Origin of the sequence: Halorarius litoreus (genome assembly GCF_024362405.1) — an archaeon.
Classification (GTDB): Archaea; Halobacteriota; Halobacteria; order Halobacteriales; family Haloarculaceae; genus Halorarius; species Halorarius litoreus.
This window is the reverse complement of sequence record NZ_CP101454.1, coordinates 2,853,446-2,866,392: the sequence shown is the minus strand read 5'-3', so window position 1 is coordinate 2,866,392 and position 12,947 is coordinate 2,853,446. Positions and strand designations below refer to the sequence as shown.

Genomic DNA, 12,947 nt, shown 5'->3' with positions numbered 1-12,947 from the left:
ACTCGCCAGTTCAGTCCACCTCGTGCTTCTCCTTCGATTCGACCCGGACGTTCGAGATGCGAGTGTCCGGATACTGCCCCGAGGCGTCCTTCTCGACGGCCTTGCACATGTCCCAGACGACGTTGAGTCCCGTCGTGACGCCCTCGAGCGCCTCCATCTCACAGCCGGTCTTGCCCGTCGTCTCGACACCGACGACGAGTTCGACGTGATCGTCGTGGACGGTGAACTCGGTGTCGATGTTGGTGACGGGAATCTGGTGACACATCGGAATCGTCTCCCACGTGTGTTTCACCGCCTGAATCGCGCCGACGCGCGCGACGGCGAGCACGTCGCCCTTCCCGACGTCGTTCTCGCGGATGGCGTCGACCGTCGACGGCTGGAGGTGAATCTCGCCGGCGGCGACCGCGCGCCGTCTCGTGTCGGGTTTCGAGCCTACGTCGACCATCTTCGCCTTGCCCTCCTCGTCGGTGTGCGTGAGGTCGCGGTCGTCTCGCTGGTCGCTCATTCGGCCTCACCTCGGAGCGCAGCAGGCAGTTCGTCCACGAGGTCCGTCGCGACCAGCCCGTAGCCCTGCCGGTCCACGACGCGGTCGCCGGCGGTACCGTTCGCGTACGCCGCCAGCGCCGCCGCGTCCACGGGGTCGAGGACGCACGCGAGCGCGCCCGCTGCCCCCGCGAGCACGTCGCCCGTCCCACCGACGGTCATCCCCGGATTCCCGGTGCGGTTCACGCGGGTCGTCTCGCCGTCGCTCACGACGTCGTACGCGCCCTTCACGAGTAGGGTGTGGCCGAGGTCAGCGGCGAACGACTCGACCAGGTCCATCCGCGTCCGCCAGTCCTCGTCGGTCTCGCCGCCCATCTTCCGGAGTTCACCCTGATGGGGCGTACACAGCAGCGTCGCCTCGGTCTCGACATCGGGAACGCGCTGGAGGGCGTCGGCGTCGACGACTGCCGTCCCCTGATAGGCGAACAGGAACTGCTCGACCGCGTCCAGGGTGGCGTCGTCGCTGCCGAGTCCGGGCCCGAACACGGTCACGTCGTGGTCGGCGGCGAGCGCGAGCACGGCGTCGACTACGTCGGGAGTGAGGCGGTCAGCGTCGAACGGGCGCACGATGAGGTTCTCGCTGTAGCCCTGTATCTCGCGGGCCACGGACTCGGGACAGGCCACGCGGACGAGGTCTGCGCCCGCTCGGAGCGCGGCCTGTGCGGCGAGCGCGGGAGCCCCGGTGTACGGCCCGCCACCGACGACGAGTACCTCGCCGTGGTCACCCTTGTGGCTCTGCGGGTCCCGGCCGAGCCGCTGGAGGTCGCCCGCCTCGACGAACAGTTCGGCCGCCTCGGGAATCCCGATGTCCGCGACGGTCACCTCGGCATCCAGGTTCGAGAGGCCGGGCTTCATGTCGTGGAAGGTGACGACGTGGTCCGCGTCGACCGCGACGCCAGCGGCCTCACCGGTGTCAGCGTCGACACCCGATGGCACGTCGACCGCGACGACCGGGCAATCGAGCGCGCCGATGGCGTCGGCGGCCGTCGCTTCCGGTTCCCGAAGCGCACCGGTCACCCCGGTGCCGAGCATCGCGTCGACGACGAGGTCTGGGCCGCCGAGGTCGAGCGCGCGGGAGTCACTCACCGTGCGAACGTCGTACTCGGCGGTGACGAGCGCGTCCCAGTTCTCGCGGGCGATGTCCGTCGAGATAGTCTCGGGTCGGCCGAGCAAGTGGACCGTCACCTCACGGTCGTCGAGGAAGCGGGCGGTGACGAACGCGTCGCCGCCGTTGTTGCCCCGTCCGCAGACGAACGCGACGCGGTCACCTTCGTCGGTCAGTTCGCGGACGACGCGCGCGACGGCGTTCCCGCTCGACTCCATCAACTGTTTGCGGGGGACGCCGAGCGCCTCGGCGTTGGCGTCGACGACCGCCATCTCGTCTGCCGTAATCATGCGAGGGGCTTCGGCGGGCCGGGGATTAAAGCCTCAGTCCTCGGTGCCGGACTCGGCCTGCCCTGCGGCGTCCCGCTGTCGATCGGCCACGACGTAGGCGTCCCAGACGGCGTAGAGCCACACCGCGGGGTAGAGGATGAACCCGATGAGGACGAGCGCGGACAGCGCCGCGACGAACGCCGCGACGATGACCGCGAGGCCCTTCTCCAGCTCGCGGTTGTAGAGCTGTCCGAGACCGGGGAACACCGCCGAGAGGACCGCGGCGACGAACGGGTTGCCGCCTTCGAACAGGTCCTCGATGGCGCTGTCGACCGACGACTTCGGCGGGTCGCGCTGCCGGACGCCACACTCGGGGCAGATCTCGGCCTGGTCGCTGATGACGGCGCCACAGTTCCGACAGAACACCTCGTCGGGGCCGCGCTCGGGGGTCGACTCGTCGGGTGCGTCTTCGGACACGTCATCGGGCGATCCGTCGCCCGACTCGCTGGAGGGCTCGCTCATACCCTAGCCCCGGACGCCGACGGGGCTAAACCTTCCGGCCAGGAAACCGTTTTGCCGATGGCCCCACTCGTCCCGAGGGTGGAACCGTTTCCCGCGACCCCAGGCCTCGACGACGCGCCCGCCGACCTGTTCGAGACGGGCCACATCTGGCTCCAGGAGTTCGTGGTCGGCGCGCCGCTCCGCTTCCGAGTGACGGACGCCGGACTGGCCTTCGGCGACGAGCGCCGGGAGTTCGAGCAGTGGGCCGAACCTGCTGGCTACCGGTTCGCCGTTCGGGAGGTCCGCGAGCAGTTCGACGAGGACGCGTTCCGCTCGGCCGTCGAGGTTCCTGACGCGTACACGTTCTTCGGCGTCGCCACGCGCCACGAAGGGCTCGACTACGACTGGGCACGATTGCCAGGATTCCTCGGCGTCGACCTCCACGCGCCGGACAAAGGATTCAGACCGCCGGACGTGGCCGAACAGGCGTTCGAGCGGCTCGGCCTCGCCCCCGTCAACGCCATCGCGAAGGAACTAGCGACCAGGGACTTCCGACCCGACCGCTACGCGTTTCCCTCCTCCGAATGGTACGACGGACCCGTGGCTGGCGTGCTCGTCCGGAACAAGCGCGGGGGCCGCGCGGTCATCGAGAACGCGGCGGTCGAACCGACGAAGCCGGAGACGCTCGCACCCGAGACGCTCGTCGAGCAGTACCTCACCGAGGGGCGAATCGACCGCATCGCCACCGACCTCGGCGATAGTGCGAGCGTCGACACCGTACTCGACCGACTCGTCGACGAACTCGTGCGAGAACACTACGCGTCGCTCGGAGACTCCGTGGATGCTGGGGCTGTACGCTCTGCTGCCGCAGAATCAGTAGCGCGTCGACTCGGTCAGTAGCGGACCTCGAAGCCGGTCACTCCCTGTGGTTCTCCGTACTCGACAGCTACCTCCTCGACCTGCGCACGGGGGCTCCCATCGTGGCACCACTCGACCATCGCCTCGACCGCGTCGCGCGAGCCTTCGAAGACGGCCTCGACCCGACCGTCGTCGAGGTTCTTCACCCAGCCGGCGACGCCGCGTTCGCGCGCCGCGTCCCGGGTGTTCGCCCGGTAGTAGACTCCCTGGACGCGACCGGAGACGTACACGTGCGCTCGGAGCGGGTCGGTCATGCTGGTCACGGTCGAGCTACGACGGCCGGCGAGGAAAAACTACGCCTCTGCAGGGGCTCGCGGGCTTCACCCGCTCGCTCAGTCCGCGGCCTCGCGTCGCTCGGCCGCCTGCGCCTCGTCGAACAGGTCCCGAACGCGCTGTTCGATGTCGTCGCGGATGGCCGCAACCTCGTCGGGAGCCTTGCCGTCGGGGTCGTCGAGCGCCCAGTCCCGTATCTCAGTATCGGCGTCGAGCGAGAGGGTCGAACAGCCCATCGTCGCGACGTAGTCGCACGCGGCGAGTTCCGCGTCGTCGACTTCTCGGGGGGAACGGTCCGAGAGGTCGATACCCACCTCGTGCATCGCGTCGACGACCTCCGCGTGGACGTGGTCCGCCGGGTGGGTGCCTCCCGTCACGAGTTCCCAGTCGAGATCGCGCGCCTCACGTTCCCGCTCGGCGAACGCCATCGCCATCTGCGAGCGCCCGGCGTTCTGGACGCAGACGAACGCGAGTCTCATCGCTCACCCCGCGTGCCGTCGAGCGCGACGAGGAGGGCGGTCGCCCGGTCCGTCGTGGAATAGTACTTCCAGCGGCCCTCCTTGCGCGCGGTGACGAGCCCCGCGTCCCGGAGTTTTCTGAGGGCGTGGCTCACTGCGCTGTCGCTCACGTCGGTGACGGCGTCGATCTCACAGACACAGAGTTCGCCGCCCGCGGCGTGCAGCAGCCGGACGATGCTGTAGCGCGTCTCGCTCGACAGCGCCGAGAGCGCGGTCACGTCCGTCTCGTCGACTTCGCCTTCGATAGCGACCTCCGTGAGTCGCTGCTCGCACTCCTCGACGGTCGTGCCACAGCAACTCGCCTCCTCGGTGACGAGCCGCTCCACCCGCTCGGTGACCTGAACCATAGAAACAGTTGAAAGAATCTTCAGTTAAATCTGTCGTGCGCGCGGTCAGGGCGTCGGCACCCACACCGCACCGGGGAACACGCCCGCGAGCGCGAGCACAGCGATACAGAACGACGAGAGGACGATGCTCGCCGCTGGGGGGTCAAGGTGCGTGTCGGCGTGGGCGTACAGGACGCGCTGGGAGAGTTCGCCGAGGAGCGCGCCGAGCAGGCCGAACCCCGCGCCGAGCGCGATCGCCTGCCACAGCGGCATCGCGGCGGCGATGGTCGCGGGCGTGTGTGACGCGAGGGGCCCCGGAATCGCCGCGAGCACCGCGGTGCTCGCGGGCAGCGTGATGTGGTGCGTCACGGGAATGCGCTCGACGCCGCTGTTGACGAACACGAGTATCGCCACACTCAGACCGAACGCGAGGAACGCACTGCCGGTCCGGTAGGCGACGAACCCACCGAGGACGCCCGCCACGAGCCCGATGGCCGCGACGCTCGGCCACTCAGTCATGTACGGGAGCCACGGCTCGACCGTGCGCGCTGTTCCGCCGTCGGCGCGGGCGGGCGTCATGTCGAGCAGGCCGTCGCGCGCCCCCACGAGGTCGAAGCCGAACACCACGCGATGGAGAAGCGCGGAGGCGACGACTCCCGCGGCGACGGGGTCGAACGGGAGCGCGAGCGACGCCGAAGCCGTGGCGAACAGATGGCCGAACACGCCGAACAGTCCACCGACGGCGAGCACGTCGGGTCGCGTGCCGAGCCCGGTCGTGACGCGCTTCGCGGGGCTGTACGCGAACCCCTCTGTGGGCATCTCGCCGCGGCTGGCGAGGTAGGCGGCTGCGGCCGCACCCCCACCGAACGCGACGTGCGGGCCGAGGACGACTCCGAACGCGAGCGAGTCGACGAGCCCGACGTTCCCGACGGCGGCGGCATCGGGCGCGAGGTTGCGCTGGGCGAGCTGGTACACCTGGCCGGCGACGACGACGAACCCCGCGAACGTGAACGACGGGAGCGCGCCGATGGCAGCCCCGAACGCGCCGCCGGCGAAGGCGGCGACGACGAGTGCGAGCGCGTCGACGGCGCTCATCGCTGGACCCTCTGCATACCATCGGTTGAGAGATTGTTCAGATAAGTGCGTCGAACCTCCCGGCAGTCACTCGCCGCCGGTCCGGAGGTAGAAGAAGACGTACGTCTGGGCGTAGCCGGCGTACTGGCCGCCGAACCGCTCGCGGATGGCCCGGGAGGTGTCGCGGTAGTTCCCCTTCTCGCACTCGGGGTAGTAGTCGGCGATGGCCGTCTGGATCCACGTGTCGAGCGGTACCGCCTCCAGGAAGTCGAGCGAGAACAGCAGGACACAGTCGGCCACCTTGTCGCCGACGCCGACGAACTGCGTGAGGTAGTCGCGGGCTTCTTCGTAGGGGAGGTCGGCGGCGGCCTCGGGCGTCGCCTCGCCCGTCGCGACCATCTCGGCGGTTCGCTGGACGTACGGCGCGCGGTAGCCGAGCGACAGGTCGCGCAGGTCGGCCTCGGTCGCGGCGGCGAGCTGGTCGGGCGTCGGAAACGCGTGGAGCGTCCGGCCGTCGAACTCGACGGCGTCGCCGTACTCGCGGGCGAGCCGGCGCTGCATCCCGTGGATGCGCTCGACGCGCATCTGCGCCGAGCAGATGAACGAGATCAGGCAGGGGAACGGCGGGTCACGGACGAGCCGCATCCCCCGGTAGGCGTCGTAGGCGCGCTCGACCATCGGGAGGTCGGGCGTCGTGTCGATGATGGCGTCGAGGTCGTCGTCGAGCCGCAGGAGGTGTGTGAGGAGCGCGGGCGCGTCGCCGGTCGAGGACTCCCACTCGAGCGCGTCGTCGGTCTGGCGCGCTCTGAGCACCTCGGGGTCGTTCGACGGCGTGAACGACGCCGGCAGGACCGTCTCGTACCAGGCATCCGCGCCCCACGCGCGCTCGTCCTCGAACATCCCGCCGTCCGCACGGTCCCAGAGGTACGTCTGTCCCGACTCGACGGTCGCCTGCATGTCGAACCCACCCGCGAGGTCGGCGAGCGGAATCCGCCCCTCGTACATGGTCGAGCGAGGGGGCGCCCGGCTTTCCGGGTTTCGACTGCGGTTCGGGCGAACCATTATGCCACTCGCTACCGAACATCGCGGCATGGATTGCCGAGTCGTCGTCGAGGCCGCAGTCCCCGTCTACGACGTGGGGTCGGCCGACGAAGCGGTGCGTATCGCCATCTCGAAGACCGGCGAGATGCTCAATCCGGACCTCAACTACGTCGAGATAACCATGGGGGAGCGGGCGTGCCCGCACTGCGGTGACGACCTCGAGACCGCGTTCGTCGCGGCCGACGAGGGGCTGGTCGCGCTCGAACTGGAGATGACCGTGTTCAACGTCGAGCGCGAGGAGCACGCCTCCCGCATCGCGCGCAAGGAGATCGGTCAGCGACTGCACAACATCCCGCTGGAGGTGCTGACGGTCGAGACGATCGAGGAGGAAGCGGACGAAGATGCGGAGGCAGACGCCGACGCGGCGGACGACGACGCGGACGCGCCGGAGCGCCCGGACGACGGCACACTGCCCGAGTTCGAGGAACTCATCGAAGACTCGTAGCGAGGCGGCGCTGCGGCTAGAACGTAGCTGTCGGGAGAACGCGCGCGGATCGCGTCTTTGTGTTCAGTCGGCAGCCGCGGAGACCGGTTCCTTGGTCTCCTCGGTCATCTCGGAGGTGATACCGTCTGCGAGTGCGAACACTGCTGCCTTGTGGTCCGTTTTCGATTTGTGAATCGATGTTGGACGAACCCCGAGCGCGGTGTATTCGCTATGCTCGACGGTCGTGCCGGCGAGTTCTTCGTAGTGGTTTCGTACCTCAGCAAGCAGGCCGTGGAGATGGATGAGCTCCTGCTTCTTCATGGTCAAACTCCGCTTACCACCGGAGGGTTATATTATTATCCTGAGATTCGTTAACATGACCCTCCGTTAGAAGCCGTGTGACGGCCGATAGCAAGGGATTCGACCCGGCGGGCTTTGCCGGAACTCGTCCCGAACCGTTTTTGCATCGTCGCTCCCCACCCCGCGATATGAGCTACGACGACTATCTCGACCGGGCCATCGAGGAGTCACCCGACGAAGCGGGCAGTGCTGCGCGGTTCTCGATTCCGGACCCGGAGGTGCGCACGGAGGGGAACGTCACCGTCTTCGAGAACTTCCGCGCGACAGTCGACCGCCTCGGCCGCGAGGCGAGTCACGTCAAGAAGTTCCTCCAGAACGAGGTCGGGACCGCCGCGTCCATCGACGACGCCGGCCGGCTGCGGCTGACGGGCTCGTTCCGCGCCGAGCGCATCGCCGACGCGCTCGAGGAGTACGCCGATTCCTACGTCCTCTGTCCGGAGTGTGGCCTGCCCGACACCAAGCTCGAAACCGAGAGCGGCACCGAAGTCCGCCGCTGTGAGGCGTGTGGCGCGCGGACACCCGTCGACGATTAGCTTTTCTTTGGTATACCGCGAGCGACTGAACGGAGCGAGCCGTCCACTGCACCCGAGCGTAGCGAGGGTGCAGGACCGAGGGCAGATGTGCAGGACTGAGGGCAGATCACCGCGGGCCGCAGCCCCGCGACAGGATGCCCGATGTGTCTTTTTGGTCCAAGTTCTTGCCTGAGCGAGGCTGGCCGGAGGCCAGCCGAGCGAAGTGCAAAAAGGTCCGTTAGAAGTTCTTCATGTTCTGGAGGTCGTGTTCGGTCCGGGCGAACTCCGAGAGTCGACGGCTCGCGTGACAGTTGGGACAGTGGAACGTGCGAGCCGGTTCGGGGAGGTCACTCGGTGACTGCTCCCAGTGTTTGCCACATTCCGGACACAACAGTCGGACGTACGTCTCCTCCATGGCACTCGGATGGGAGGGGAAGTGTGAAAAGCTTTGTCACGGAGTTCGAATCGCGGGCAGGTGGGGAACCGAAAACGGGCGGGGAACTCCCCGCGGAGCGACGGCTTAGGCGGTGACGACGCCCTCGGCCTCGAGCAGCTCCTTGTACCGGTTGCGGATGGTGACTTCGGAGATGTTCGCGACGTCGCTCACGTCGCTCTGCGTGACCTTCTCGTTGCAGAGCAGCGCGGCGGCGTACACCGCGGCGGCGGCGAGACCGACCGGGCTCTTGCCCGAGAGGAGGCCGTCGTTGCGGGCCGCCTCGATGAGCTTGCGGGCGCGGCCTTCAGCCTCGTCGGAGAGGCCGAGGTCGCTGGCGAACCGCGGGATGTAGCTCTCGGGGTCCGCAGGCGCGACTTCGAGGTTGAGCTGGCGGACGATGTAGCGGTACGTCCGGGTCAGCTCCATCTTGTCGATACGCGAGACGGTGCGTACCTCGTCGAGGCTCCGGGGGACACCGGCCTGTCGCGCGGCGGCGTAGACCGAGGCCGTGGCGACGCCCTCGATGCTGCGGCCGGGGAGGAGGTTCTCGTTGAGCGCGCGGCGGTAGATGACGGAGGCGGTCTCGCGGACGTTCTCGGGGAGGCCGAGTGCACTCGACATGCGGTCGATCTCGCCGAGCGCCTGCTTGAGGTTGCGCTCCTTCGAGTCGCGCGTGCGGAACCGCTCGTTCCAGGTGCGGAGCCGCTGCATCTTCTGGCGCTGGCGGCTCGACAGCGAGCGCCCGTAGGCGTCCTTGTCCTGCCAGCCGATGTTCGTCGAGAGGCCCTTGTCGTGCATCATCTTCGTCGTGGGCGCACCCACGCGAGACTTGCTGTCACGCTCGCTGGCGTCGAACGCACGCCACTCGGGGCCGTGGTCGATGCTGTCCTCCTCGACGACGAGGCCACACTCGCTGCAGAGGGTCTCGCCGTGTTCGCTGTCGTTCTGGAGTCGGCCACCGCACTCGGGACAGACCGTCTCCTCGACGTTCTCTCGCGGCTTCTCCGACTCGGATGTCTCTTCCGTATAGGTTCGGATGTCTGTGTCGCTCATTGTGGGGGGAGTGGGATGCAACGGGCTACCGGGGATGTGTGCCGAAGAAAACCGGCGGCGCGCTTGCTAACTCTCTGTAAGTGCGTAAAGTATTTAAACCTTTCGCTGGTGTGCATCCCGGAAACGCGTGTTTTCGAAGGGCTGAGACAGTTTCGCACAGTCGTGCATATACCCTGAGCTGCCGCTCAGGGAGCGATGATAAAACATAAAGGTTTCTTTGGAACGCCGGTTCAGTCGCGGCGGAGCGCGAGGAACGCGGCGTCCGCGAGTGCGACCAGCGCGGCGGCCAGCCCGAAGCCGGGTCCGCTCCCCTCAGACGGTGTGGTGCCGTCGTCCATCGAGCTGTCCTCGGTCGCGGAAGCCGTCTCCTCCATGGAGTCGTCGGCCTCGTCCATCGCCTCGTAGGTGACAGACGCATCGTCGAGGACGATGTCCCCGCTCGAGGTCGTGTACGGCCCGTCCTCAGCACCCTCGCTGGTGACGAAGTCGTACTGCTGGTTGTCGTTCGTGTCGAGGTGCGGCATCGCGACGAACGTCCCGCTCTCCTCGACCGGCTGGTCGAGTGAGACCGAGATGTCCTCGTGGGTGCCCGCCTCCAGGTACGCGGAGGAGCCGCGCACCGAGTCGAACGTCGCCCCGTCGAGGAGGGTCGCGTCGTGGATCGTCACGAAGCCGCCCTCCGAGAGCTGGGCACTCGCGATCGTCAACGAGTCACCCGTGGTGGTCTGGTCGTCGAACGTGACCGAGCCGCGCGCTGGCACGTCGACCGACGCGGAGACGAACACGATGTCGCCGTCAGCCGTGTAGGGACCGTCCTCGGCGCCCTCGCTGGTGACGAAGTCGTACTGCTGGTTGCCGTTCGTGTCGTAGTGCGGCATCGCGAACAGCGTGGCGTCGCTCGTGACTGGCTCGTCCAGCGTGACGTTGATGTCCTGCTGCGTGCCGGGCGCGATGTAGTCGGACGTGCCTAGCACGGAGCCGAACGCGTCGCCGTCTGCGAGCGAGGGCCCGTGGATGGTGATGAAGCCACCGTCGTGGAGCGTCGTGGAGTCGACGCGGACGCTGTCGCCCTGGCTCGTCTGGTCGGTGAAGGTCACCTGCGAGAGCACGGTGACGTCCGCGCCCTCGAAGACGATGGTGCCGTTCGCGGTGAACGGCCCGTCTTCGGCACCCTCGCTGGTGACGAAGTCGTACACACCGTTGTCGTTGGTGTCCTTGTGCGGCATCGCGTAGACCGTCTGCGAGGTGCGTAGCGGCTGGTCGAGCGTGACCTGGACGTCCTCGTGGAAGCCGGCCTCGAGGAACGTCGAGCCGCGCACGGAGTCGAACGTCGCGCCCGCGGTGAGCGAGGCGTCGTGGATGGTGACGAAGCCGTCCTCCGAGAGGTCGGCGTTCGCGACCGTTACTGAGTTGCCGTTGGACGCCTGGCCGTGGATGTGGACGCCAGCGCCGTACGTGACGTTGCCGGGGTCGAGGACGATGTTCCCGTCACCGTCGGTGTACGGGCCGTCCTCGCCACCTTCAGAGGTCACGAAGTCGTACTGCTGGTTGTCGTTGGTGTCGAAGTGCGGCATCGCGATGATGGTGTCGCTCTCCTCGAGCGGTTCCTCGAGCCGCACCGGGATGTGCTCGTGGTGACCCGGCTCCAGGTACGCGGAGGTGCCGCGCACGGAGTCGAACGTCGCCCCGTCGAGCAGCGAGGAGTCGTGTGCCGTCACGAACCCGCCCGAGGGCAGGTACGCGGACTCGACGTACACGAGGTTCCCCCCGCTGGACTGGTCGGCCATGGTGACCGTCGCCGCGGTGTCGTCGGTCAACTCGACCTGCGAGGCGGCGAGGACGATGTCGCCGTTCCCGTTCGTGAAGGGACCGTCCTGCTCGCCGTTCGAGGTGACGAAGTCGTACTCGTCGTTGTCGTTGGTGTCCTTGTGCGGCATCGCGATGAGCGTGTCGTCGTTCTGCAGCGGCTCGTCGAGTTCGACGCGCACGTCGTGGTGGACGCCGGCCTCGAGCGGCGCGGAGGTGCCGCGCACGGACTCGAAGGTGGCGCTGTCGAGCAGCGAGGAGTCGTGGATGGTGACGAAGCCGTCCTCCGAGAGCTCGACGCGGTCGACCGTCGCGGCCGTGCCGCCGCTCTGTGACTGCGTGTACGTCACGGACGCCGAGACCGTCACGCTCGCGGAGTCGACGACGATGGTGCCGTCACTCGTGTACGGGCCGTCAGCCGAGCCGCCCGAGGAGACGAACGAGTACGTGTGGTCGCCGTCCGTGTCCTTGTGCGGCATGGCGATGAGCGTCGCGTCCTCGGAGACTGGCTGCGAGAGCGTCACGGTGACGTTCTCGTGCGTGCCGGCCGAGAGGTACGCGGACGAACCGCGCACCGAGGAGAACACCTGGTTCCCCCCTTCGGTGACGGTAGCGTCGTGGATGGTGACGAAGCCGCCGTTCGGGACGGTGACGGACTGGACCGTCACGGTCGTCCCACCGCTGGTCTGGTTGTCGAACGTTGCGCCGGGAACGTGTGCGAGTTCCGCCGCGCTGGCAGAGCCCCCTGTGCTGTCCGCCGGGACAGCGGCACCCGCACCAGCCGCGCCGAGCGCGACCAGCACCAGTGCCATCAGGAGTGCACCTATGCTACGATGCATACTCCCGACGAGCACGTTTCACCTAAAGGGGATTTGCCGAACTACGCCCCCCGTCTCGCCCCCCTCTCACCCAAATTCACGTGTCGGTTGCCGGTGGGCGGGTGGAGCGCCCGAAGTGACCGCTGGCTCGACCGACGCTACTGGTGGGATGTGGGAGTGTGCGGAGAACCGAACGGTCGCTGGGACGGCGGTCAGTCCCAGGTGATCCAGGTGAGGAACGCGAGGCCGCCGAACTCGAGGACGCGGAGGAGCATCATCGCACCCTGTGCGACCGGCGGGACCTGCGAGGGGTTCGTGATCCACGCCGTGAGCGTGGGGTCGACGAGGAAGAAGTACGCCGCGAGGGCGTTCTCGCCGAGGAGGAACGCGGCGAACAGCAGGAGGCCGAACGAGTGTTTCGACCGGAGTTCGGCGTAGTTGCGGCCCCAGACGTACGCGAGCCCCGTCAGCAGGACGAGGTTCAGAACGATGAACACGCGAACGAGCGTTACGAGTAGGGCCATCTATCTAGCACCTGCTTCAGTCAGACGGATATACGCTTTCCCAAATTCGGCCAGAGTCGGTTCCTGCATGGATTACACCTGTTCGATGATGGTCTCGACCGTCTCCCAGTGGACTCGCGCCTGGTCGGTCGGGAGGTAGATCGCACCGTAGTCGTCGCCGCTATCTCGGACGATGTTGTTGTCGGTCAGGACGTCGAGATGGTGGCGAACGGTCTTGTAGTCGAGGTCGAGGTCCTCGGCGAGCTGGTTCGCGTTGCGCGGGCGCTCGTCGAGCGCCTGGAGGATGCGCACGCGGTTCTTCCCCCCACGCGTCCCTGTCAACACGTACCAGAGGGACGCCTCCATCGTCTCCGTCCACTCTCGCCAGTGATGTAAGCACACCGACT

The 12,947-nt window shown here is 67.6% G+C and carries 17 protein-coding genes; 3 read left to right on the top strand and 14 right to left on the bottom strand.

All coding sequences use genetic code 11. The features are described 5' to 3' along the window. Positions 1-10: 10 nt before the first annotated feature. The 3 genes from moaC to NL126_RS15075 are packed head-to-tail and all read right to left on the bottom strand — an operon-like array spanning position 11 to position 2,394. Positions 11-505: a cyclic pyranopterin monophosphate synthase MoaC gene (gene moaC, locus NL126_RS15085; protein WP_255195707.1), complete on the bottom strand. Its 495-nt coding sequence runs from the start codon at positions 503-505 to the stop codon at positions 11-13. Further along, complete coding sequence (locus NL126_RS15080; RefSeq protein WP_255195706.1) at positions 502-1,938, bottom strand: NAD(P)H-hydrate dehydratase; 1,437 nt, start codon at positions 1,936-1,938, stop codon at positions 502-504. The genes moaC and NL126_RS15080 overlap by 4 nt, the downstream gene beginning before the upstream one ends. A 33-nt stretch (positions 1,939-1,971) precedes the next feature. Continuing rightward, the gene (locus NL126_RS15075; protein ID WP_350355506.1) at positions 1,972-2,394 is read right to left on the bottom strand and encodes a zinc ribbon domain-containing protein; all 423 of its coding nucleotides are present in this window, start codon (positions 2,392-2,394) and stop codon (positions 1,972-1,974) included. 123 nt (positions 2,395-2,517) lie between these two features. Between NL126_RS15075 and NL126_RS15070 the strand changes: the two genes are divergently transcribed. Then, positions 2,518-3,318: a hypothetical protein gene (locus NL126_RS15070; protein ID WP_255195704.1), complete on the top strand. Its 801-nt coding sequence runs from the start codon at positions 2,518-2,520 to the stop codon at positions 3,316-3,318. On the opposite strand, the gene NL126_RS15065 is transcribed toward NL126_RS15070, so the two are convergent. The 5 genes from NL126_RS15065 to NL126_RS15045 form a co-directional block, all read right to left on the bottom strand. After that, complete coding sequence (locus NL126_RS15065) at positions 3,312-3,590, bottom strand: acylphosphatase (RefSeq protein ID WP_255198853.1); 279 nt, start codon at positions 3,588-3,590, stop codon at positions 3,312-3,314. The two genes, NL126_RS15070 and NL126_RS15065, sit on opposite strands and share 7 nt — an antisense overlap. A gap of 78 nt (positions 3,591-3,668) precedes the next feature. After that, the gene (locus NL126_RS15060) at positions 3,669-4,088 is read right to left on the bottom strand and encodes an arsenate-mycothiol transferase ArsC (protein WP_255195703.1); all 420 of its coding nucleotides are present in this window, start codon (positions 4,086-4,088) and stop codon (positions 3,669-3,671) included. Next, the gene (locus NL126_RS15055) at positions 4,085-4,474 is read right to left on the bottom strand and encodes an ArsR/SmtB family transcription factor (RefSeq protein WP_255195702.1); all 390 of its coding nucleotides are present in this window, start codon (positions 4,472-4,474) and stop codon (positions 4,085-4,087) included. The genes NL126_RS15060 and NL126_RS15055 overlap by 4 nt, the downstream gene beginning before the upstream one ends. Positions 4,475-4,519: 45 nt before the next feature. Next, positions 4,520-5,548, bottom strand: a complete 1,029-nt coding sequence (locus NL126_RS15050) for a DUF7973 family transport facilitator (protein ID WP_255195701.1) — start codon at positions 5,546-5,548, stop codon at positions 4,520-4,522. Positions 5,549-5,614: 66 nt separating this feature from the next. Further along, a complete protein-coding gene (locus tag NL126_RS15045) occupies positions 5,615-6,532 on the bottom strand; it encodes a DNA-3-methyladenine glycosylase family protein (RefSeq protein WP_255195700.1) in 918 nt (305 codons plus the stop codon). Between the two features lie 85 nt (positions 6,533-6,617). On the opposite strand from NL126_RS15045, the gene NL126_RS15040 reads away from it, so the two are divergent. Further along, the gene (locus tag NL126_RS15040) at positions 6,618-7,073 is read left to right on the top strand and encodes a DUF555 domain-containing protein (protein WP_255195699.1); all 456 of its coding nucleotides are present in this window, start codon (positions 6,618-6,620) and stop codon (positions 7,071-7,073) included. A gap of 63 nt (positions 7,074-7,136) precedes the next feature. Here the strand turns inward: NL126_RS15040 and NL126_RS15035 are convergent, their stop codons facing one another. Continuing rightward, a complete protein-coding gene (locus NL126_RS15035) occupies positions 7,137-7,373 on the bottom strand; it encodes a UPF0058 family protein (protein ID WP_255195698.1) in 237 nt (78 codons plus the stop codon). A 167-nt stretch (positions 7,374-7,540) separates the two neighbouring features. Here NL126_RS15035 and NL126_RS15030 point away from each other — a divergent pair, with 167 nt between their 5' ends. Continuing rightward, positions 7,541-7,945 carry a translation initiation factor IF-2 subunit beta gene (locus tag NL126_RS15030; protein ID WP_255195697.1) on the top strand — a complete coding sequence of 135 codons (405 nt, stop codon included), beginning with the start codon at positions 7,541-7,543 and terminating at the stop codon, positions 7,943-7,945. Between the two features lie 217 nt (positions 7,946-8,162). Here the strand turns inward: NL126_RS15030 and NL126_RS15025 are convergent, their stop codons facing one another. The 5 genes from NL126_RS15025 to NL126_RS15005 all read right to left on the bottom strand — a co-directional run bounded on the left by NL126_RS15025 (position 8,163) and on the right by NL126_RS15005 (position 12,906). Beyond that, entirely contained in the window at positions 8,163-8,339 is a 177-nt protein-coding gene (locus NL126_RS15025; protein WP_255195696.1) for a DUF7836 family putative zinc-binding protein, read from the bottom strand. A 105-nt stretch (positions 8,340-8,444) separates the two neighbouring features. Continuing rightward, entirely contained in the window at positions 8,445-9,413 is a 969-nt protein-coding gene (locus NL126_RS15020) for a transcription initiation factor IIB (protein ID WP_255195695.1), read from the bottom strand. Positions 9,414-9,643: 230 nt separating this feature from the next. Then, positions 9,644-12,058, bottom strand: a complete 2,415-nt coding sequence (locus tag NL126_RS15015) for a DUF7282 domain-containing protein (RefSeq protein ID WP_255195694.1) — start codon at positions 12,056-12,058, stop codon at positions 9,644-9,646. 191 nt (positions 12,059-12,249) lie between these two features. Continuing rightward, on the bottom strand, positions 12,250-12,561 hold the full coding sequence (locus NL126_RS15010) for a DUF8036 family membrane protein (RefSeq protein ID WP_255195693.1): 312 nt from the start codon (positions 12,559-12,561) through the stop codon (positions 12,250-12,252). Positions 12,562-12,633: 72 nt separating this feature from the next. Further along, entirely contained in the window at positions 12,634-12,906 is a 273-nt protein-coding gene (locus NL126_RS15005) for an ArsR/SmtB family transcription factor (protein WP_255195692.1), read from the bottom strand. Positions 12,907-12,947: the final 41 nt, after the last annotated feature.